The following is a 23,936-nucleotide window of genomic DNA, read 5'->3' on the forward strand; positions in this document are numbered from 1 at the left end:
TTAAAATCCAATATTTAAACCCAAAGTATATACTTGGGCGTTGGGCGGAACATTTTGATCTTTTCCTGAATTAATAGAGTTTCCATTGATCGAAACTTCAGGATCAGAACCTCTGTATTTGGTAAAAGTGTAAAAATTGTTTCCTTGTAAATACACATAAATAGAGCTAAAAGTATTTTTTAGAAAAGAAAGTTCCATTGGTACATTATATCCTAAAGACACATTTTTAAATTTTATATAGGAACCGTCCTCGACTTTTGAAGTACTGGAGAATGAAAAACCAGCCGAAACATTATCGCCATAATACAATTTTTGAATATCAGTAACCTGACCTGGAGTCGTCCATCTGTTTTTTATAAATTCTCCATTGTTAAAATAACGCTGATCCGAATTGGTTGCACGCGTTCCATTATAAAGTTTGTTCCCTTGAGCAAAAGTCAGATTGACGTTCAAAACAAAATTCTTGTAACTGAAAGTGTTGTTTAAACCTCCAAATAATTTTGGCAAGGAAGGACCTTGTATCACACCATCTTTATAATTATCTATCGCAGGAGCTGCACTACCATCGAGGTAGGTCCATTTTGGAGAACCAATATGATTGTATTGCACTTCTTTGCCTGCACTGTTTATAAAAACCATTTGTCCGTTATCCGGATTTACACCCTTTGTTGGCACCGCAAAAACGGACCCGATAGAATAGCCAACTCTTGTCATATTTTGTACTCCAAAAACACTTGGAACAAAGACATCACTTGATAAAGACGTCACTTTGTTTTCAAGAGTAGAAAGATTCAGACTTATATTCCAATTGAAATTTCGGCTCGTAACAGCAAGTGCATTAATACCTATTTCGTAACCTGTATTGTACATACCGCCCACATTTTCATTGATATAATTATTTGGAATTCCAGCAGAAAGTGACTGTGGTGTTTTCAGAATCAAATCTCTAATTTTATTATTGAAATAATCAAACTCCACTGAAATGCGATTGTTCAGCATGGCAAAATTCAGTCCTAAATCGAGTTTTGAACTTGTTTCCCATTTCAAGTTTGGGTTGGCAGTTTGTGAATATCCTAAGGTTGGTGAACCGCCATAAGTTGATGAATTGTAAGTTCCGATAGCAGGATAATTTCCAATTTCGCTATTTCCTACAATTCCGTAACTGGCCCTCAATCTTAAGTTATCCAGAAAACCTCTTACTTTTGAATCTTTAAGAAAAGATTCTTCCAGAAGATTCCAGCTTACTGAACCTCCTCCAAAACTACCATATTTATTTCCCTCAGGTAAAGCTGATAAACCATCAATTCTATAATTTAAGCTGAGAAAATATTTGTTTTTAAAATTGTAATTTAAATTTGAAAAATAAGACAATAAAGCATTTTCAGAAAGGTCATTACCGATAGGCGAAATGTTAGCATAACTTCCCTGATAATTCTTATAATACGGATCAGTGACATTGCTTTGAGAAGCGCCCCAGCTATCCAGCGTAGTTTTAATACGCTCATAACCTAGCAGAATTGAGAAATTATGATTTTCCTTAAAAGCATCTTTGTAGGTAAGTGTATTTGCCCAATCGGTTCTTGCTAAATCTGTTGCTATGTTTGTTGCCACACCATTGTATGCAGCTCCTCCTCCGTGAATGGGATTTAAAATCAATTTATTTTCAAGACCAATTGTATTCAATCCATAACTAGTTCTAAAGATTAATTTTTTGGTGATATCAAACTCGCCATATATATTCCCCAAAAGCGATTTACTGATTGAAGTGGTTAAATCAAGTTCCTGTACCATAGCCAGATTGTAGGCATTAATTGTCCCGATAATTGACGGAATGTTAGCGCCATAACCTACACTTATTCCGTTTTGAATGCTATAAGATCCATCTGGGTTGTAAACTGGCACATTAGGAGGCAAAACATAGGTCATTCTTCCTAAAGGTTCATTGGTAATATATTCCGTGTTATAAGTGGAGGATGATAAAGTGTTTCCTGCTACGGCACCCGTATTCGGACCTACATTTTTGGCCCTGCTGTAGGAGAGATTAATTCCGACCCGAATGGACCTGTTAACTTCATGACTAAGGTTTAAACGTGTCATGTAATTTTGAAAGGTGTTGTTCTTAATAAAACTATTTTGGTTAGTATAGTCTACTGAAAAATAATACTGAGTGGTTTCATTACCTCCAGAAATATTAAGATTCTGATTGCTTGAAATCCCAGGTTCATACGCTACATCATACCAATTTGTATCCACCGTACTTCCATCAGGATTCTTAGATAAGAAAAAACCCGGTGCTTTACCGGCATTGACCAAAGCTTCGTTTTTGATCATCGTATAATCTTCCGCATTTAATAGTTTAGGCAAATTGTAAGGTGTACTTCGACTAAACCAGGTATTGTAATTGAATCTTGTTTTTCCTTTTTTTCCTTTTTTAGTGGTAATAACCATAACACCATTAGCTGCTCTGGAACCATAAATGGCTGCTGCTGAAGCATCTTTCAATACATCGACAGTGGCAATATCATTGGGATTAATTCCGGATAGCGGATTGTTACCTACAAATCCACCCAAAGAGCCTGTGAAAACAGCCACACCATCTACTACAATCAAAGGAAAAAGTCCGGATGTAATAGTATTTAATCCCCTAACCCTAATTACTGGTGTATTATTTAAAACACTTGTAGATTGGATTACATCAATTCCTGTTCCCTGACCGCCTAAAAGCTGATCGAAACTAGTTGAAGGACGGTTTTGTAATTGTTTTGCAGAGACCGTAGCAACAGAACCGGAAAACTCCGATTTTTTTTGAGATAAATAGCCGCTCGAAATCAGCACTTCATCTAATTGATTGGAGTCTCTGATTAGTTTTATATTTAATGAGTCAAAAGTATTCACCACAATTTCGTGCGTCTTATATCCTATAAAACTTACGGTCAATTTAACTGGCAATTTTTGATTTTGAATAACAAATTCGCCATTTTCATTAGTGATAATTTCTTGTCTTTCTGACTCAATGGTTACGCCGCTCAATGGCAAATCGTTTTTACTATCTACGACTATCCCATTCAAATTTTGCTGTTGTGCCTGCATTTGGATGTTAAGCAAAAGGAAGAAACAGCATACTAACTTTATATATTTTTCTCGAAACATATTCTAAATATTGATTTTAAATTAAAAAGGGTTTTCCTCTGAAGTTCCTTACGGCATCGATAGTTTCATTTTTTTGCCTAAACTAAATCGGTACGAGTAACCTAAATTGATAGAATAATCTGCGAAAGCGGCATCTCCCTGCACGTGCACATATTTGGATGGATCCGTGATAGTTGAATTTTGCAAATTCTGACTGGCAATATCAGCAGCACTCTGAATACGGTTTTTCACTATATTATAGGGGATAAACAAACTAAAATTATGTTTTCCGATATGATAAGCAAAACCATATTCGATTGCGATAACATAACCAGGGCGGCGATAAGCAACCTGGCCTCCAAAAGCATCATAAGCTGGAATACCTTCAATTCTTCCGGCGAGTGAAACACTAAAATTTTCTTTTTTATCTATTGCTGCAGACAATCCTGCCCTTGCAAAATACTGATCGGGACAAGCATAAATTTCGTAGCCTTCAAGACCTGCTTTTGGTGGTGATTTAAAAGTGCCGTTTGATTCTTTTGGGTTGAATAAATAATAGCCGTTTGCAAATCCGTAAAGACGACCGGTTATTTGTCGGAATACTTGTAATTCTGCTGCGATTCCAATTCCGCCATCACCCGGCTGAATGGCCTGATCCATGATGACGTTTTTTGTTGTGCCGTCGGTTTGTGGGGCGTCATCCATTTTAGTATGGCTTCCGGTATTTAGCTTTACTCCCAATCCTAGCATTAAATTGCCTTTATGAGCCGTTTTTGGATCAAAAAACCAATAATTCACACTTACCCGGGCGTCTGCAAAACCTTGTGCATAAACGCTGTATCTAAGTGTATCTTTTACTGGCGTTGCTTGTCTTAATACCTGAGAACGTTCGTTGTGCACATAAGGTAATGTGGCGTTGATCTGGATTCTATTCGTAATTCCGTACGAAAAATTAAAGTCAAGTGCATGCGAATAAATATTTACGGCATTACCCTGCTCTACGCCATTTGCGTCATGTCCGCCCCCTGTGGTTTGACGCTCCAATTGTTCTTCTTTACCAACAAAATGCCTCCAGGAATGGAAATAGCGGTAATTTGTCCCTACCTGAAATTCGCCTTTGTTTAAATTGTAGGAACTGGCAGAATTCATAAAAAGGCCTCCCATTTGACGTACAGCCACACAACCCTGAGCACTAATTTTTTGGGTTTGAAAAGCGATTAAAAACAATATTATTAAGTATAATAATGATGCTATTTTTTTCATGATTTTGGTTTGGTTTTATTTTCTAAAAACGAACTGAATTATAAAATTTTAGAAAAACAGCTAACTCGCTGAAAACATTAAATAATGTGTACAACAATACTTTACAAGACCACTTTGGGCCTTGTAAGTATTGTGAAACAACCATTTCAGTAAGATGTTTTTTATGAAAGGTTTTAGTTAATTCTCACACTTTGTAAAAACGAATTGTTTTTAGTGACCAGGAGATACGTTTTCCCTTTTACATTAATTTTTTCCATGTTTTTAACATCGCCCGGAGTAAAAAACCCGCTTTCAGTTGCTGCAACTGATTTGAATTTCCCTTTGCCATCTCCTTTTAAAAACAATCCATGACCAGCATCATTTCGAGGTGTTTCAACTTCGGAGTTGTACATGTTACCCGTTATTAAAATATCAAGTTTGCCATCCTTATCATAATCATCTATCATTATCTGATTGATGCAGGTAAGCTGCGCTTCAACCGGAAGTTCGTGGATGATGAACTTGCCGTTTTTATTTTCTAAATAAATACTGGCAAATGATTTTACTTTATAATGCAGGGCTTCTTTAAGTGATTTCTCTGTATAAACATCAACCAAAGTAGCTTCTGAAAAACTTTCATAGTCTTTGAATTTTTTCTTAATATTTGGAATTTGCTGAGACGAACAGCCACGGCCACGAACCGGATATTGCTTGCCATCATTATAATAACTCAAGACAATATCTTTGTGTTTATTATTGTCAAAATCTTTTACATAAATATCAAAGGTTTCATTAGGAGTTGCTTTGTATTTGTAGTTCAGACCATTGTTTCCTAATACATAATCCATATCGCCATCATGGTCAAAATCACCTTGCTGAATGCTCCACCACCAACCGGTAGTATCGTCATTAAGTCCCATGTTCTTAGTAACTTCCTTGAAACCAGCTGTTGTATTCTGAAAAATACGGATCGGCATCCACTCGCCCACCACAATAATATCAGCTAATTTGTCATTATTAAAGTCCGTAATTACAGCACTTGTTGCCATACCTAAATTGGTAAATTCCTTAGGAGCCTTTTTAGAAACTTCAAATTTTGGCTGAGTTGCAGTGCTTATGTTATGCAACAAATAAGTAGTTGTCGGTGATGGATATTGTCCCGGAACCTGTCTTCCTAAAACTAACAAATCTTGTTTTCCATCTTTATCATAATCAATAGGGTACACTTTTGAGCCACTTGTCAACATCGTTGGCAATACTCCTTTTGGAGCTTTTGTAAAATCGCCTTTTCCGTTATTGATGTACAATCTGTCTTGTAATTTTGGATCGTTAACCAAAAATTCATAACCACCGCTTACTACATATAAGTCATTATCCCCGTCATTGTCAGCATCAAAAATTAAAGCTCCTGTATCTTCACTTGCTTTATCATCTTCAAGTGCCTGACTGTTTTTTTCTACAAAACCATTCTTTGTCTGCATAAATATTTTTCCTGAATAGGTTGCAGAACCTCCAATAAAATAATCATCCAAACCGTCTTTGTTTAAATCTCCAACTGCAATAGCAGGACCAAAAGTCGACATTTTATGAGGCAATAAAACCTGATCTTTAAAATCATCGTACTTATTTTCTTCGTGTTTGAAAGCCGGAAAAACGGTGTTTTCAGTTGCAAACAAAGGCGTTTTAGGTGCTGTTTTTACAGCTACTTCTTCTTTGGCATCCTGTTCCTTAAAGCTTAAGGTTTGATTTACTTTGACATTAGAGAATTTTTGCACTTTTCCATTGGTCCAAACCACTTTTACTTCATCAATAGTTTTGTCCTGTCCCACACCAAAATGTAATTCAGGAGCCACCGAAGACTGAAATCCTCTGGTTAACGTAAGTTCCTGCATTTGGGTTCCTTTTTTCGTTTTTATGTAAACACGATTCCCTAAACCAAAAGTATTTTTAGTATTTCCCTTAAAATTTACTTTGATGTAATTATTAAGTTTAGAACTTGAATTTTCAAAAACAGAGGCATAATCGTCGATATTATTTACGACTAAATCCAAATCACCATCGTTATCCAAATCGGCATACGCTACACCATTTGAAAAACCTTTGAATTCAATTCCCCATTTTTTATTGGCTTGTTCAAAATTTAAGTTTCCTTTGTTTTGAAACATAAAATTATCAATCTTCTCTGAAGGAATTTCTTGTGACTTCTTAAGCAAATCTTTTGGCTGTAGATTAAGCGCTTCTAAACTATGAAAGAAATCATTATTATTAATTTCTCTTCTTGTTCCATTCGTTACAAACAAATCTTTATTTCCGTCATTATCAAAATCGGCAAATAAAGGCCCCCAACTCCAATCTGTAGACGAAGTTCCGGTAATACGAGATACATTCCCAAAATGCGGAATACCATTTTCATTAACTCCTGTATTTAACTGCATACAATTGTGCATGTATTGATAGTTAAAACCTGCATCAACTACATCCCAAAAAAGTTTGGGATTCATACTGGACATATTGGCTTTCTTACGACGATTGTCTTTCGCATCCATGTCTACCTGAAAAATATCTAAATTTCCATCGTTGTTGAAATCAGAAATATCTACACCCATTCCGTAAAAAGAATTATGCGCCATAGCCTCTTTTACTACTTCCTTAAAAGTACCATCCTGATTGTTGATGTACATAAAATCAGGAGAATTAAAATCGTTAGAAACATAAATATCCGGCCAGCTGTCGTTGTTTAAGTCACCAACCGTAGCACTTAATGATAATCCATAATTTTTTACACCTGCTTGTTCGGTAACATTAGCAAAATGATTGCCATCGTTTCGATATAAATGTCCTGATTCATTGTCTTTGACATTGCGCATCATTTGCACGTAATCACCTGTGGCAGAATTGAATCTAGTTGGTGGATAATTAGCTACAAATAAATCTAAATCACCGTCTTTATCGTAGTCAAAAAAGGTTCCCTGAACGCTGTTTCCTATATCATCAATGCCGTATTCCTTGGCTTTTTCTGTAAAAGTTCCGTTACCATTATTGATGTATAATTCATTGTTTTTAGGACCGAATTTACCTCCTACGCTACAATAAATATCCAAAAAACCATCACCATTTACATCGGCCATTGCAACGCCACTGTACCAGCGAGAATCACCACCAACGCCAGCTTTTTTGGTAATATCTTCGAATTTTAATTTTCCTTTGTTCAGATATAGTTTATTGGATACCTGGTTTCCCGTAAAGAAAATATCCACCAGTCCATCATTGTTAATGTCTCCGGTAGCAACTCCTCCACCCAAATAAATATAATTGTAGGTAAAGTAATTCAGTGAATCATTTTCTTTCAGATTATTACTAAAATCAATTCCCGTTTCAGAACGATCTAATGTAGTAAAGATCTTCTCATCTGATTCTTTGGAACAGCTAACAAGTACTAATAAACCCAGAAGGCTAAAAAAAGCTACATTTATTTTTATATTTTTCATATTTATAATTCTAATATTTTTTTTTAAATACAAACAGGAGAATGTGCTCCGGCCGTTGAAAAAATAGTTCTTTTAATGTCTATTTTCGAAAAGTTATTTTCTCCTTCAATAATTTTAATGTATTGATTGGGTTTAATGTTTTTAAACACTTCTTTCTTTTGTTTTTTGGGCCAGATAATTTCGATCTGATCAATGATTTTTGCTTGTCCAATCCCGATCTCCATTCTTAAAGCCGATGCTCCAAAGCTACCACCTGAGTTTAAGATTCTATACACCGATCTGGAAACTCCGTTTTCTTTGAAAGTGACTTTTACTTTTGTTCCAATGGCAGAACGATTACTGTCTGTACCTTCTAATTGTAATTTTATCCAGCGATTATTGTTTTGACCCGGGTTCATGTATAAGGAATTACTAAAAGAATCTCCAAAATAAGCACCTCCAACTTCAATAAAAATATCAGAATCGCCGTCATTATCAAGATCATTAATAGCCACGCCATGCCCTTTCTGCAAGTTTCCTACACGTCCGGAAACCGTAACATCAGCAAACTTTCCATTGCCCATATTTCTAAACAATCGATTTGGCGCGAGTGATTTATAATCCGGATTTCCGGTTCCGAGGTACATGTCGAGAAAACCATCATTATCTATATCTCCAAAATTGGATCCCATTGCAAATACGGTTTTACTTAGCCCCGATTCTTTAGAAACATCTGAAAAAGTGCCATCATGATTATTATGGTACAAATACATTTTACTGCTTTCATTTGGAATATTGAGGGCTTCCATGGCAATTTCGCCTGCAATAGAACCATTATATTGATAACCACAAACAAAAATATCCTGCCAGCCATCGTTATCATAATCCCAAAACCAGGTTGGAAAAGTCATCACATTAATACCTGCCAATCCTGCCTGATCTGTAACGTCCTTAAATTGCGGAATCCCATTTTTGAGTCCGGTATTTTTTAATAAAATTTTTCTCTTATTCATTCCGGAGAGAAACAAGTCTATATCACCATCATTATCGTAGTCTGCTGCTGTTACTCCTTTAATATAACTGACCACATCACATTTTGCAGCTTTGGCAACATTCGTAAAGGTGCCATCCTGATTATTTAGATATAATTCTGAAGGATAGGATTCATCTGATGATTCATTGCCTATGAATAAATCCAGATAACCATCATTATTAAAATCATTCCAGGTTCCAGCCTGAGTTGGAAATTCAGAATACAACCCGCTTTTAATGGTTACATCACTAAAAGTACCATCGCCATTATTGCGTAAAAGCGAATTCGGCTGTCTTCCGTATTTACGCATCCAGGCACCTCTCAAAACAAAAATATCCGTATCTCCATCATTGTCATAATCTGCCTGTATCATATTTAATCCTCCTTTGAAACGGCCTATTTCTGAAACTTTAGAATTATCGATATATTTTCCTTTTTGATCGTTTTGATAATAATGCATCACCCCATCCAGGCTCCAGTCAGAGGTCACAATATCCAGATAATTATCGTTATTGAAATCATCCACAATAACACCTCCCGACATGTTTCTTCCTTTTATACCTGCGTTTGCGGCAACATCCAGAAAAGGTTTTATACTATAGCCTGAATCTTTATTCAGATTGGGTATCAGCCATTGTTTGGGAACTTCTGACGGATATTCCCCTAGTGTCATATAGGCAATGTTGAGCAGCCATCTTGATTCGTAATCATTAGGGTTTATCGCTAATAACTTTTTATAAACTTCAATCGCTTTTTGAGAACCCTCACGTATTGCATGAATTCCGTTTTTTTGTATGGGCATAATACAGGATTCCGGATTATGGTAATTCACACAATTTTGTTTTTCACCAAGCCTCATGTACGCAATGCCTAATGATTGTAGTGATTTCACATCGTCTTTGCCATCCAGCCTCTTCATTCTGTTAATGGCACTTTCGATAATGGCTACAGACTCCGCTTCTTTTCCGAGCTTTAATAATGCATTTCCTTTATTTAACTCGTTCGTTAATTTAAAAAAACCTTCATCTGAACTTTTGATTATAGAGTCATAATAAGCCACTTCCGTTTTTGAAGCAAATGCATTTTCTTTCACATCGTACATTTTTTTTCTGGCCTCCAAAATCTTAATCATTTTGTCATTTGGATTAGAAAAATAATCGCAGGATTGTGCTAAAGCAGATGTTATAAATAGCAATATTAACTGTTTAATTTTCATAATTAAAACATTTTAGATTGGGTTAATCCTGCTATTATTTATCGAACTTTTTGTTTCCTATATGAAAATTATAAAACTTCCAAACTTCATGGGCCACATTTCTGCCCAGCTTTAGTCCTTCAACATTATCTGCCTGGATATGATAGCCTCCCATTACTCTGGAAATTCCTGCCATATTTGCTGTTTCTGTAAAGGTTGGGAATTTAAGCACAACAGGTTTTCCGATGTTGTTTGGTTCTGTCATTGATCCTGGCGTACTACAGATTGCAGATTCTCCAAAAGTATCACTTCCGGTCCATAGTTTTAAGGCTTCACCGCAACCGCCACTAATTGTACTGTGTCCGGAAACATAACCTGGAAAAGCGGGACATAAAAAAATATCCGGCGAGTAAGGTCTCCAATCCTGGCCTTTCATTTCTATATTTCCAAAACCTGGTCCGCCCCAGGCTTTTATAGTCTGATCTTTATAATAGTAATGTACTAATGCATAAGGACGGGCAAAGTCATAAAACATTTTTGTATCCCAGCATGCTATAAAGCAATCCATAGCAGTTACCTGATTATAAAAAAACATTTTTACATCCTGATCTAAAGTATGATTATCACGTCTGGAAACATCCTCGGCAAATTTTAGCCAATGTCCTGCCTGCTGTACTGATTTTGGACCATCACGCATAAATTCTACCAATGCTTTTTGTTCATTTGTAAGATTATATTGTAAATCAAGTAGTTCTTTAACTTCATTTTTAAGTTGTTCTGAATCCAATGCAGGTGGGGGTATAGGGCGAAACTGATCTCCTGATTTTAATCCTACAGGCTTTACCTTGTTCCAAAATGGAGTAGCGCAGCCTGGTGCAAACTTACCGCCTTTTCCATCTGAAAAATATTTTGGCTGCCAATGAGCTACATCAATCATTTCGTCCGGGGAATTGACCGGATTATAATTTACATAGTTAAAATAGGGAGTTCCATTTGAACCATTTTCTTCTCCATATTGATTTGATCCATCATGTTTTCTTGCTTCAATTACTGCTTTTGCTGCTAAATTACCTATTCCTGCAGGGGTTTTAGGGTCGAGTGATTTATCATTAGGATCCAGACCTAATTCAACCATAAAGGCTACAAACAAATCTTTGTCTGAAAAATAATATTCACATAATGCATTATAGGCAGCATAACTGATAGCAATCTCTTTATTTTTGAGTGTCTGTTCTTTATTAGGTCTTCTTTCTATATTTTTTAAATATACAGGAATTGCTTTTTGATCATAACGGCTCCAGGCATCAAAAACAGCGACAAATGTTAATCCTAAAAAACGGGAAGTCACTGTTGGTCTTGGTTTAAATCTATCAGTATCATTACCAGTGGCAACAACTGCGATTTGCGACCATTTATAGGCCATATTATTTTCTCCGGTAGGTTCTTTAATTTTAGTTTTACCCTCTTTAGTCTGAGCAAATATGGTTGTAGTTAAAGCACTACATAATAGTACTTTAAACAAAAATTTATAAATTTTCATTTTTGGTTGGTTTATATGGTTGTTAGATAGCTTTTTCTTTCAATTGAAATTAATTGACGTTGTATGCTAAATTGTAAATAAGCAAATTTGACCCTTAGCTGAAACTAAAAAATTAGCTTCTAAGAATGGTAATCAAATACTATTTACATTTTGACATCAAAGGAAATGCTACACCATATCAGGCGGAGGATAATTGGCAGTAAAATATCCCGAAAGAATATTTTGTTGTGGAGGGTATGAATGTAAAGTAACAGGGGACACTAATTTTATAGAAGTAGTTATAAAAATTATTGTGTTTCCCGGAATGTAATCCTGCATAAAGGATTTCATTAATTTTTTGCCTGGATTTTCTTTATTTGAACTATCATCAAATAACTGACTATCGACAATTTTTTTTAGATCTTTATTTAAAGCTTCATTATGAGAACTCTTTAGGCAATATAATTTTAGAACATTGTTTTGAATTCTTTTCTTAAAGACATGATAAGTTTTATTGTTGATTACAAAATCTTCATTGGCATCTTCAATACCAGAATCTACAACATAGGCATAAGGCGTAATTTTAATTTCAATTATTTCAAAATTTGAACTGTTAGTTTTCTCCATAGCAGTCACCCACACTTGCTCTTTTTGTTCAGCAAACATGATATAAAATCCTAAAACATTGTAAAACAACGTTACGATTAAAAAAAGTGAAGCAATTCTTTTCATTTGAATAAAACTGAGGCCTGCCTTAAAATTTATTTAAATTTTGAAAACTAAAGTCTTTAGTAAATAATCTGGTGTTTACAAAAGTGTCACGTATTGATAAACAGCGCATATTTAAATGCGCTGTTTGTCAAATACTAACTTAAACTAACTTAAACTAACTCAAACTAACAAACTTCAATCACTTAGTAACCAGGATTGTTATCACTTGGTTTTATATTTGGATTTGAAGATGTTTCTCTATTTGGTATTGGCCATAACTCACTTTTACCAGCTGTGAAACCAGTTCCAGCCAATTCAGTATTAGCAATACCCCATCTTATAATATCATCAAAGCGAACTTGTTCACCAGCTAATTCTACCTTACGTTCGTGAACAAGAGCTGTAAACACCTGGTCTTTTGTAAGCGTTGTAGCCAGTAAAGGTACATTTGCTCTAAGACGAACCTGATTAATGTATCCAATAGCAGTTGCCTGTACCCCACCGGCTCTCATGCTTTCACATTCTGCCATCATAAGTAACACATCTGAATAGCGCATAACTTTGAAGTTGATACTTGAATCCAGGTTTTCATCTGTACGCTTGTAGTAGTTTTGATATTTTTTCCAACCTGCTCTTCTTGGGCCTGCAGATGATGAAAAATTAGCTGCCGTCATAGTATTAGCACCATTATTGTATTTTGATCCGGGAACATAAAAAGTATCTCCAAAACGTTTGTCACCAGGCTCGTACTCATCTAATATATCATCTGATGGATACACATTGTACCAGCCAAGGTTACCGTATTCCTGTCCTCTTAGTGTAGATTCGGCAACACCTTCTCCTGTAGTATCACTACCCCATTTGTCTGCTACTCCTAAATTTTCATCGTACTCAATTTCAAAAATGGATTCCGGACCATGCTCCGTTTCATCCATGAAGTTATTATAGAAATTAGACTCTAAAGTAAATCCTGTTACATTCTTAAAAGCAGCTAACGCTTCATCATACTTTTTTTGATACAATAACGCCTTTCCCAAATAAGCATATGCTGCTTCTTTTGTAGCTCTTCCTTTTTGCTCAGTACTTTTGCTTAAAAGGTTTTTAGACGCAAAATCAAAATCAGCTTCAATCAATTTATATACATCCGCTTTAGGGCTTCTTGCAGCACCAACTACGGTAGTACTACTAGTATAAATTGGCAAATCACCAAAACGAGGTACTAAAAGAAAATAGTAATACGCTCTTAGAAAATGCGCTTCTGCTAAAAATTTATTCTTTCTTTCCTGGCTCAGTGCTGAATTTGATAAAGCATTAATTTTATCAGCATTATCCAGTACAAAATTTGCTTTTGCTATTCCTAAATAACAGGTTTCCCAGTAAAACTGTATTATATCACTGCTGGCGTCAAAAGAAAAATTTAAAAAAGGTACTTTATTTCCTTCTAATTGTGGATTTCCTTTGTTTTCCTGCGACATATTGTCTAAGGCAAAGAAAATATGCCTTGCATAAAGCCCTCTTGTCTGCAGGTTAGCATAAGCAGCATTTACCGCAGATTGTACCTGAACTTCATTTTTAAAGTAAGTCTCAGGGGACAATTGATTTGGATTAGTTAATTCTAAATCACTATCGTTACATGAATTTATTGCAAAAATCCCTAACAATACTACCACTATATATTTTATTTTTTTCATCGTCTTTTTGTATTAAAATGTAACTTCAAGGCCAAATATTACTGATTTTGGTTGTGGATATCTTCCGACATCAATTCCTGCAGAACCTAAAGTAGTGTCTACACGTGCAATTTCAGGATCTAACCCAGAGTAATCAGTAATAGTAATAAGATTTTGACCACTTACGTAGAATCTTAAACGTTGAAAATACTTAGCGAATGAATCATCTGAAAAAGTATACCCGATAGTAATATTTTTCAACCTGGTAAAAGAACCATCTTCAACATAACGCTGACTCGCATTTGCATAATTTTGACTCGCACCCTGAGCTCTTGGCAATGTTGCCGAAGGATTGGTAACCACTCCGTTTACAACAATAGATCGGTCTAAAACATCGGTACTAGCGTTGAACAAACGTGGCATAGCTTCTAAATCGAATTTATTTGCATTAAAAATTTCATTTCCTGATACTCCCGTAATAAAAGCAGTAAAATCGAATTTTTTATAAGCTGCGGTAAGGTTTAAACCATATGTAAAATCAGGATATGGATTTCCGATATTTGTTTTATCCTCTGAGTTGATTACTTTATCTCCATTGCGATCCACAAATCGGATATCACCTGGCTGAAAAGTGGTCTGACCCGGAGCAAGAACTGCATCTACTTCTGCCTGGTTTTGATAGATTCCGTTAGTTTCATACCCCCAAAAGTAAAATACTGGCTGACCTACTTCTAATCTTGAGAAATTTTCTATACCAGCTCTTCCTGATGGTCCGGATACAACACTGGTTACACCTGGAGCTAAACCAGTTACTTCATTTTTACTCGTACCCAGAGCAGCTGTTGCAGACCAGGTAAAATCTCCTTTTCTGTCGTTGTAGCCTAATGATACTTCAAAACCGTGTGTCTTCATATCGGCAACGTTTTGAAATTGAGTTCCACCAGGAACACCTACAGATGCCGGAAGTGGTACTCTAAAAAGGATATCACTGCTTATGTTGTTAAAATACTCCACAGAACCAGTGAATGCTTCATCAAATAACCCAAAATCCAAACCTATGTTTCTGTCTTTTTTAGATTCCCATCTCAAATTTGGATTAGCCGCACCTCCCGGAGTAACACCAATTTCTGGTTCACCGTCAATAGGGTATATATAATTGGACGACAAAGTAGGGCTGTATTGGTAATTGTCTAAGGAATCATTACCTGTTGTTCCTATACTACCTCTAAGTTTTAATGTACTAAAAACAGAATCTGCCATAAAACTTTCTTTTGCAATATTCCATCCTAAAGCAATAGAATAATAATTACCGTAACGGAAATTATTTCCAAAACGAGAACCACCATCTCTACGTCCTGAAACAGCAAATATGTATTTATCATCATAATCATAATTGATACGGGCGATATAACCTAAATTATTAGTTTCTGAACTAGTGGACGCTAAATTAGAAAGGTTATTACTTAGCTGATCTATTTCGTCTGTAATCGAGTTACGGCTTCCCGCTACTATATTTTGAAATTTATTTTCAATTTTAGTTATAACTCCTAATACCTCAAGATTATGTTTTTCTGCAAAAGTTGTTTTGTAAGATAAACTATTATCAAAAACAATGCTTTGCCCCTGAGTATTTGTTTCAGCAATCGAAGCGTAAGCCTGTTGATGAGCCCCACCATCAGCATAGCTTGGAATAAAGGTATGATCTTCAGTTGTGTAATAATCTAACGAAACCTGTGACTTGAATTTTAAACCTTTATAAATTTCTAATTCGCCATAAATATTTCCTATAATAGATAATCCTTTAACTTCCTGATATCCTAAATTTGCTATACGTACCGGGTTTTCAGCATCCTGTCCGTCTAAAGCAGAAGTAGGTCCCTGATATCCACCATTATTAGCTGAATTGTAGATCGGTAAGTAAGGCGCCATTTTGATAGCATGTTCCAATAGTGCTCTACCTCCTGAGGCACGCTCCGGATTAGTCGTACTAAAAGACACTCCAATATTACTTCCTATAGTTAACTTACCTATATTTTGAGTATTATTGGCTCTGAAAGAATAACGCTCAAAACCAGTACCTATAAGTGCACCTTCTTGTTTTAAATATCCTGCAGAATAACGGCTTGAAGAATTCTCAGTTCCGTTTGAGAAGCTCAGATTATAATCCTGCATTAAACCATCCTGAAAAACCTGATCCTGCCAATTGGTATTGATATTACCAAATTCGGCTGCTCTTGCTGTTAAGTCACTTCCTAAATCCTTAGCATACTTAAGATATTGTTGTGTATTCATAACATCAAATCTTTTTGTCACGGTTTGAAAACCAGCGTAAGTACTAAAATTTAATTGACCAGGTCCCTTTTTTCCTTTTTTGGTCGTTACCATAATTACCCCGTTAAAAGCTCTCGAACCATATAAAGCCGTTGTTGAAGCATCTTTTAAAACTGACATGGATTCAATATCGCCTGGATTTAGTCCTGATAAATTACCTACCAAAACACCATCTACTACATATAAGGGGTTAGTATTATTCATTGTGCCCAAACCACGAATATTTACTGTCGGATTAGAACCCGGTGCACCATTAACAACGGTAACACCTGCCGCTCTACCCTGCAATGCCGACTCTGCATTAGTAATAGGTACTGCCGTAATGTCTTTTGAGGTTACTGTCGAAATTGCTCCGGTAACTTTTGTTCTTTTTTGAGTACCGTAAGCTACTACAACTTCCTGTAAGGTTTGTGTGGATTCTGCTAATGTTACATTAATTGTAGTACTGGTTCCTACAGTAATAGTTTTAGTAACTAATCCAACAAATGAAAATGTAATTCTATCGTTCGAATTAACGTCTCTTAAAATGTATTTACCATCAAAATCTGTTGATGCGCTATTTTTTGAGCCTTCCACATTAATACTGGCTCCAGGCAAAGGAACTCCTGAGGGATCCACAACCACACCCTGTATGGTCTTTGATTGTGCCATCACATTCTGATAGCTTATCATTAGCAATGCGATTATTGCAAATTTTAATTTTAACATCATATTAATTGGTTTTTTGTTTAGTTTAAATAATTAATTGGTTGTAAAGTTTTTTTGTTATTTATGCATTAAGATAATTTACCTCTTAAACTATTTATCTACCCTTTTAAATTTTCGAAAATTACGAATCCGATCTTCTTGTAATTTTCAATTTTCTCAAATCATAAAATATTGGTTTTAAATTTTGATTGAAAAAAAGAGCTGTTTAATACACAAATGCTGGTTTCATTTCATGTTCTAAATTGGTTTAAAATTGTTAATAATGGTTTGACGGTTATTTGATATTAGTTAATTCAAAAATAGAATGTTAACATAAATTTCACATACTAAATATGATGCAAAAACTATCAAATTTGTAGCACGATAGTTAAAAAAACGAGCAAAATCAGTATTTTACATTAATTTACTAAACAAAATAAAATTTTGATTTTAATAATATTGAAGCATGATTTTTTAGGTATTAAGAAATTAGACGACAATTTATATTTATTTAATAATTTCCATAAAAGAGAAATAGTAGCTAACTAATTATTATTTGATAATTTAAAAGCTTTTTCAACTACAATATTTTTTCATTTATACTACTTAGAAGAAATAAAAAAGACGGCATAAAAGCCGTCTTAGGGTGAATTTCAAAAAAGTTTTTATTTTTTGTTATGAGTAGGCAAATATCCATATTTATCTTTATAACATTTTGTAAAATACGACGGAGAACTAAAGCCAACCTTATAACTAATTTCAGTCATATTGTCATTGCCTAATTCTATTAATTCCTGCGCTTTTTCTAAGCGTACATTTCGAATAAACTCATTTACTGATACGCCTGTTAATGTTTTAATTTTTCGATACAATTGGCTTCTGCTCAAATATACGTTCGAAGCCAAATCTTCAACACTTAGCTCCAATTCGCTAATATTTTCATTAATATAATTCAATACATTTTTTATAAAATCATTATCTAAAGTGGTGGTTTTCTCTTTCGCTTTTGGTGTAATTCCGTTATAGAATTTATTAAACATAATCTGCCTGCTGTTTATCAATTGTACCAGGCTGGATCTTAAAATATCCATATCAAAGGGTTTACTCAAGTACATATCTGCACCCGAATCAATTCCTTCTAATCGATCTTTAACTAATGCCTTTGCAGACAGCATCATTAACGGAATATGGCTGGTTTTCAAATCGGCTTTAATGTTTTTACACAATTCCAAACCATTCATAACAGGCATAATTACATCTGTTAAAATCAAGTCAGGTAATTTCTGAAAAGCTAGTTCTAAACCAACCTGACCATTCTCTGCAACTAAAACTTTATATTCTTTTTTGAGTTCATTTTTTAAATAATTTCGCAGTTCTACATTGTCTTCAACAATCAGAATAGTGTAAATTCGATCTTGTTTTTCTTCTACATTCCCGGATTGAGTTTCTTCTTTTTCTACAATTGGCGTGAAACTCACTTTTTTCTCCTTTTTATATTCCTCAAGTAGTATTTCACTCTCATTGAAGAATTCCTTTCCAATAGGAAATAATAACTTAAAAGTTGTACCAACGCCCAATTCGCTTTCTACTTCAATGATTCCTTTATGTAATTCTACAAAACCACGAACCACCTCCAATCCTATTCCGGTACTTCCGTAGTACGCTTTATTTAAATTATTTACCTGATAGAAACGATCAAAAATTCTCTTTATATCTTTTTTATCTAATCCAGAACCCGTGTCTTCAACAATAATCTCAAATGAAGGATAAGCAATAGCTGAGTCTATCAGAGGAAAGTGAATTAATTCGTTGTTAACTACTATTTTAACAGTTATTCTGCCATTATCCGGCGTAACCTTGAAAGCATTTGAAATTACATTAAAAGTAATTTTCTCGAACATTTTTGGATCTATCCAATCTTTTAAAGCCGTTTTATTAGACTCAAACTGTAACTGAATGCCACGACTTAATGCTTCTTCGTCAAAATAGCTAACGATTTCCCTTGTAAAACTGACTACTTCAATTTGTTGTAATTGCAATGTCATTTTATTAAACTGCAATTGGTTAAAATCCATCAACTCATTGATTAATCTTGAAAGTCTGTCAGAACTTTTTTGAATTGTCTGCAACTTTTTCAATACAGCCTCTGGTAAATCTGAACTGTAATTCCTCAAGATATCGCCTAGCGGATTTAAAATCAGTGTCAACGGTGTTCGAAACTCATGTGATATGTTAGTGAAAAATTGTAATTTTTTATTGTTTAATTTTTCAATCTGAACCGCTTTTGTCTTTTCAAATTCTATCATTTGCTTTTGTTTAAAACGATTCTGATAATATTGATTGGCAAAATATATGGCTGCTAACAGCAATAGCGTATAAAATAAATAGGCGAAAGAAGTCTTCCACCAAGGCGGTAAAATTTCAATCTGTAATTCCAAAGGTTTTTGACTCCAAACTCCATTTTTCTCAGCAGCTTTCACTTTAAAAACGTAATTACCTGGTGCTAAGTTCGTATAAGTTGCTGACCGTTTGTTACCAACATAATTCCACGAATCCTCAAACCCTTCTAAATAATATGCAAATTCATTTGTGGCAGGGAAAGAATAATTAACGGCAATAAAATCTATCGTGAAAACAGACTGATCATGTCTAAGTATTATCTTCTTTGTTTGGGATATTACTTTTACTAATGGCGAGTTTTTTTCTAGCGGTCCGACAGATCTATTATAAAGTTTTAGATCTGTAAAATAGATTGGAAGCTGTTTTTTACTTTTAACCAAATTCGTAGGATTAAAGTAATTCAGACCTTCATAACTTCCAAAATACAATACTCCGTTTTCATCTTTCAGTACCGAATTATTATTAAAGTCATTCCCTAATAAACCGTCATATATAGAATAATTAAAGGTGGTTTTATTCTTTAAATCCAGTCTTGTAATTCCTTTTTTTCCACTTAACCAAATACCGCCATCATTAGATTCTACAATAGATGAAATTGATTTTTCATGAAGCCCTCTAAAATTTATATACCATTTTAGACTATCTGTTTTTTTATTGTAGCTAAATAAACCTGCGCCATCAGTACCAATCCAAATTTCTTTATTTTTAGCTTCATACAAAGTATTGATCGTATGTGTACTCTTATGATTTTTGAGCTTTTCAGACATTTTATCGCGAAAAGAAACTACAGAAAAAGTAATGAAATCTTTTGTGAAAACCTTGTACAAACCAGTTGTTGAACCTACCCAAATGGCATCATCTGAATCTACCATTACATTTCGAATGTCTAAATTCATTATAGTATTAAATGGTTTTGAATTACAATGATGAAATTTCCCATCAGCAGGAGTATAATAATGTAAACCTTTTGCAAAAGTTCCTATCCAGATTACACCTCTTGAATCTTCAGTAATACTCATGATATTATCTGAGGTCAGATTCGTATTCTTTGTATTGTAATTAATAAAGTTTCTGCTTCCTTTTTTTAAGAGAAAAACCCCTTCGTTCCAGCTGGATAACCAAATATTTTGCTTCTTATCTAAATATACTTTTGTGATATTGTCATTTGTTAATCCGGAATAAAAATTATTATCCGATTTAGTAATATGTTTAAAGGTTTTATTAACTGGATTGTACACGTCGACTCCACCTCCTTCCATAGAAATCCATAATTGTCCTTCCTGGTCTTTGGCAATACCCGTAACGCAATTGGTTTGTAAGGACTGAGAATTTCCAGGTAAACTTTCGATGATATTTACCTTACTGTTTATTTTATCAAATACACCTAATCCTTTGTTATAATAACCCAGCCAAATTCGACGCTCATTGTCCAGAAATAAGGACCAAACGGAATTCGAACTTAAACTGCGCATATTAAATTTGCTGTTTACATATTTTTTTTGAACCTCACCCTGATCGTTTACAATAATAAGTCCGTCATTTTCTGTTGCACAAAGAATTGTTTTAGAATCTGTTGCCAATATTGACATAATCCTTTTTTTAGTAATAGGATAAGAAATGGCTTCTTTAGAATTTAGATTTACTCTGACAAGTCCTTTGTAACCATTTCCAATCCAGATATTCTGTCTGTTATCCCTAAACATAGACACAATATTTCCAGACAAGATTTGATTATCGTTTATGGCAGTTACTTTTTTAACCTCATTTTTTACCTGATCTAGTACTTTTAAACCAAAATTGGTTCCCAGATAAATCGTTCCGTTTTTATCTTTTACAAGACTATTAATAAGATAATTGGCAGGGTTAGGAACATCTAGTTTTACCGAAGTTATTTCTCTTGTCTTGCCATTTAATTTCAGCAAACCTCCGTTAAAGGTTCCTAAAAAAAGATTCCCATTATTGTCTTCAATAATACTCTTAACCGAAATAACAGTTTCTTTTTTGACTTTTTTTTGAATATCAATACTTTCAAAACTATTTAGATCACGATTATAAAGACATAATCCTTCATCAGTCCCAACCCACAACCGGTTGCGAACATCGACATAAGTTACATAAATCAAGTTGCTATTGATAGAATTTGTAACATTGGAGTTTTGCTCATATGAAACATAATTCACTCCATCGAATTTATAGAGGCCAGCACCATTTGTTCCCATCCACATGATCCCAAATTGATCTTGTGCAATGGTATAAATACCACTTTTCGAGGACTCCTTATTTACTAAACGAAATTGATAGTTTTCAAAAGTATTTTGAGAAAACAAGTTATTTATCAGAAAAAATAAAATGACTCTAAAACAATTTTCTTTGGACATTATAAAATGATTAGTAATTTGAATTAAATATATACTATTTTATCGAAAATCAATTATTTGTTTCTCAATTAAATATATTATGTTTTTTTTTGCTTAAAATTTTATGGAAAACTCTAAAAATTTAAGAAGAATAAAACTTAAAATTCCTCCTTTCCGTTTCTGTTTGCAGTAGTATTTTTTTTCAATTCGTATAAAAAATTGCTGATTAATGTACTAACAGTACTCCTCCATTACAGGGAATTTTTATTTCGACTTCACTATTCCTCTTAAGCGTTACTGTTTTTACTTTTCCAGTTAAATCTTCCTCATCAAAATAGTATTTAAGTGCTGTACCGGAAGTCAGCATTGGTAGTTTTAGTTTAACCTTAAGTGTTTCCTTTTGAACATTAATTCCTGCTATGTACCATTTCGTTCCTTTTCGACGTGCAAAAACTACATATTTACCCGGATATCCATCTAAAAAACGAACTTCATCCCAGGTTGTCGGAACTTCTTTCATAAAATCGATAGCCCAGGCCGGAGCATCGGTTAAATTGTTTGGTGCCAACGCAAAATGCTGTACGCCGCTCTGGAAAAGAACGGCTGTAGCTAAAGCAAATACATCAGAAGTTCTTCGTTTTGAGCCTTTATTGGGAATGTTATCACTGTTATAAAATTTATTTAAAGCGCTTCCTCCAAAATCCATGCTTCCAACGGTGTTTCGAATAAAGGTATGGATTGAAGCATTTGTGGCTTCATTATCACAGCTGCCTTGTCCGAAATGCAGATTTTCGCTGGCTAAAACAGCCTCACTAGCTGCATAATTTGGATACATACGCTCCCAGCCTCTTGGTAATGTACAACCGTGAAAGATCACCATTATACCAAAATCATTGGCATCTGTAAGGATGTCTTCGTATAATTTCATCGTTACTTGTTTGTCTCCTCCAAAAAAATCTACTTTAATCCCTTTTATACCAATACTTTTCATCCAGGCCATTTCCTTACGACGGCTGATCGAGTTATCCATTATTCCTCTGGGACTTTGAGGGGCATCATTCCAATAGCCATTCGAGTTGTACCACAAATACAATCCAACCTCTTTTCCGGCGCCATATTCTGCCAGTTCAGCAATTTTATCTTTTCCTATCTGAGTATCCCAAAGTGCATCAATTAAGATGGTTTCATATCCCATTGCAGCACTAAAATCTATGTATTCTTTTTGTACCGAAAAAGTAGTATTAGGGTCCATTTTCATGATCCAGCTCCAGGAACCTTTGGTGTATTTGTATGTTTGAGAAGCTTCATATTTTGGTTTTACCAAATCAAAAGGAATAGTGGTTGCTACAATTGGAGCCAGAGTTTCTCCAACAGTAATCGTTCGCCATGGCGTTTCGCCAATGAGTGACAGTCCTGGCGCTGTGGTTCCGTTTCCGTTATTCTCACCGGCCATTGGAAATCCGATTGTATATAATCCTTTTTCATGTCCAATTAATCGGCTGCCACAATAACCGCTATCAACTCCTGTCTCGGAGATTAAAACCCATCCATTATTTTTTACTTTAAAAAGACAGGGAAACGTATAACCTTCACCCATTCCATTTTGTCCCATTGCGGCGTCTAATGTATACGAAGTTTCATAACTAGGGGTACTTCTGGCATATCCGGTCATGGGTTTACTTTGCGGACAAAGAAAGGTTGTCGTTCCTTCAGGCAATGTAAAACCGGAAGCTTCTTCCTGCACTACACAGGCCAGTACTTCCTTTTGCGGATATATTTTATATTTAAAAGCTACATTGTTATTGCTAACTCTGAATATCACATCAATTGCAGGTTTATTTTCTTTACTGAAAGAAAACACAACCTCATTAGCTTCATAATGTACAACTCGCTGTTTTATATTAGGCAGATCATAAGTTTCATCGATTTTATTTTGATCTACATCTGCTTTTAAAACCAATCCTGCTGTAAAATCACCTACACTGGTTTTTAGCCCAAGTGGAGAATTTTCAACAAAGGTTTTTTCATTGTAAATAATACTATACGAAGGCATTCCGTTAGCAACCACAACAGAAACTTTAAGTTTTCCGTCAGGACTCTTTACGACAGATTGTGCACTTAGTTTAAAAAAACTTACCAGACATAAACATAAAACATACTTAAAACTCATAACGTACTTTATATTAATTATTTCT

10 protein-coding genes are annotated in these 23,936 nt (G+C 34.6%); all 10 read right to left on the reverse strand.

The genetic code is table 11. From position 1 onward, the window contains the following. A complete protein-coding gene (locus AC3ITQ_RS17280) occupies positions 1–3,150 on the reverse strand; it encodes a SusC/RagA family TonB-linked outer membrane protein (RefSeq protein ID WP_489235378.1) in 3,150 nt (1,049 codons plus the stop codon). A gap of 48 nt (positions 3,151–3,198) precedes the next feature. After that, positions 3,199–4,392, reverse strand: coding sequence for a hypothetical protein (locus AC3ITQ_RS17285; protein WP_489235379.1), 1,194 nt, complete (start codon positions 4,390–4,392; stop codon positions 3,199–3,201). A gap of 173 nt (positions 4,393–4,565) precedes the next feature. Next, positions 4,566–7,859: a VCBS repeat-containing protein gene (locus tag AC3ITQ_RS17290; protein WP_489235380.1), complete on the reverse strand. Its 3,294-nt coding sequence runs from the start codon at positions 7,857–7,859 to the stop codon at positions 4,566–4,568. A 23-nt stretch (positions 7,860–7,882) separates the two neighbouring features. Further along, the gene (locus AC3ITQ_RS17295) at positions 7,883–10,087 is read right to left on the reverse strand and encodes a CRTAC1 family protein (protein ID WP_489235381.1); all 2,205 of its coding nucleotides are present in this window, start codon (positions 10,085–10,087) and stop codon (positions 7,883–7,885) included. Between the two features lie 34 nt (positions 10,088–10,121). Continuing rightward, positions 10,122–11,606, reverse strand: a complete 1,485-nt coding sequence (locus AC3ITQ_RS17300; protein WP_489235382.1) for a vanadium-dependent haloperoxidase — start codon at positions 11,604–11,606, stop codon at positions 10,122–10,124. Between the two features lie 168 nt (positions 11,607–11,774). Further along, the gene (locus tag AC3ITQ_RS17305) at positions 11,775–12,317 is read right to left on the reverse strand and encodes a hypothetical protein (protein ID WP_489235383.1); all 543 of its coding nucleotides are present in this window, start codon (positions 12,315–12,317) and stop codon (positions 11,775–11,777) included. Positions 12,318–12,499: 182 nt separating this feature from the next. Next, complete coding sequence (locus AC3ITQ_RS17310) at positions 12,500–13,987, reverse strand: RagB/SusD family nutrient uptake outer membrane protein (protein WP_489235384.1); 1,488 nt, start codon at positions 13,985–13,987, stop codon at positions 12,500–12,502. A gap of 12 nt (positions 13,988–13,999) precedes the next feature. Next, entirely contained in the window at positions 14,000–17,008 is a 3,009-nt protein-coding gene (locus AC3ITQ_RS17315; RefSeq protein ID WP_489235385.1) for a SusC/RagA family TonB-linked outer membrane protein, read from the reverse strand. Positions 17,009–17,649: 641 nt separating this feature from the next. Further along, entirely contained in the window at positions 17,650–21,762 is a 4,113-nt protein-coding gene (locus AC3ITQ_RS17320) for a hybrid sensor histidine kinase/response regulator (RefSeq protein WP_489235386.1), read from the reverse strand. 205 nt (positions 21,763–21,967) lie between these two features. Continuing rightward, positions 21,968–23,911 carry a glycoside hydrolase family 97 protein gene (locus AC3ITQ_RS17325; RefSeq protein WP_489235387.1) on the reverse strand — a complete coding sequence of 648 codons (1,944 nt, stop codon included), beginning with the start codon at positions 23,909–23,911 and terminating at the stop codon, positions 21,968–21,970. Positions 23,912–23,936: the final 25 nt, after the last annotated feature.

Source organism: Flavobacterium sp. KH_001 (genome assembly GCF_057840745.1).

Excerpts from the sequence above, each read along its gene's own strand:
- AC3ITQ_RS17300 (WP_489235382.1), bottom strand. The coding sequence starts at position 11,606 with ATGAAAATTTATAAATTTTTGTTTAAAGTACTATTATGTAGTGCTTTA.
- AC3ITQ_RS17305 (WP_489235383.1), bottom strand. The coding sequence starts at position 12,317 with ATGAAAAGAATTGCTTCACTTTTTTTAATCGTAACGTTGTTTTACAAT.
- AC3ITQ_RS17285 (WP_489235379.1), bottom strand. The coding sequence starts at position 4,392 with ATGAAAAAAATAGCATCATTATTATACTTAATAATATTGTTTTTAATC.
- AC3ITQ_RS17325 (WP_489235387.1), bottom strand. The coding sequence starts at position 23,911 with ATGAGTTTTAAGTATGTTTTATGTTTATGTCTGGTAAGTTTTTTTAAA.
- AC3ITQ_RS17295 (WP_489235381.1), bottom strand. The coding sequence starts at position 10,087 with ATGAAAATTAAACAGTTAATATTGCTATTTATAACATCTGCTTTAGCA.
- AC3ITQ_RS17315 (WP_489235385.1), bottom strand. The coding sequence starts at position 17,008 with ATGATGTTAAAATTAAAATTTGCAATAATCGCATTGCTAATGATAAGC.
- AC3ITQ_RS17290 (WP_489235380.1), bottom strand. The coding sequence starts at position 7,859 with ATGAAAAATATAAAAATAAATGTAGCTTTTTTTAGCCTTCTGGGTTTA.
- AC3ITQ_RS17320 (WP_489235386.1), bottom strand. The coding sequence starts at position 21,762 with ATGTCCAAAGAAAATTGTTTTAGAGTCATTTTATTTTTTCTGATAAAT.
- AC3ITQ_RS17310 (WP_489235384.1), bottom strand. The coding sequence starts at position 13,987 with ATGAAAAAAATAAAATATATAGTGGTAGTATTGTTAGGGATTTTTGCA.
- AC3ITQ_RS17280 (WP_489235378.1), bottom strand. The coding sequence starts at position 3,150 with ATGTTTCGAGAAAAATATATAAAGTTAGTATGCTGTTTCTTCCTTTTG.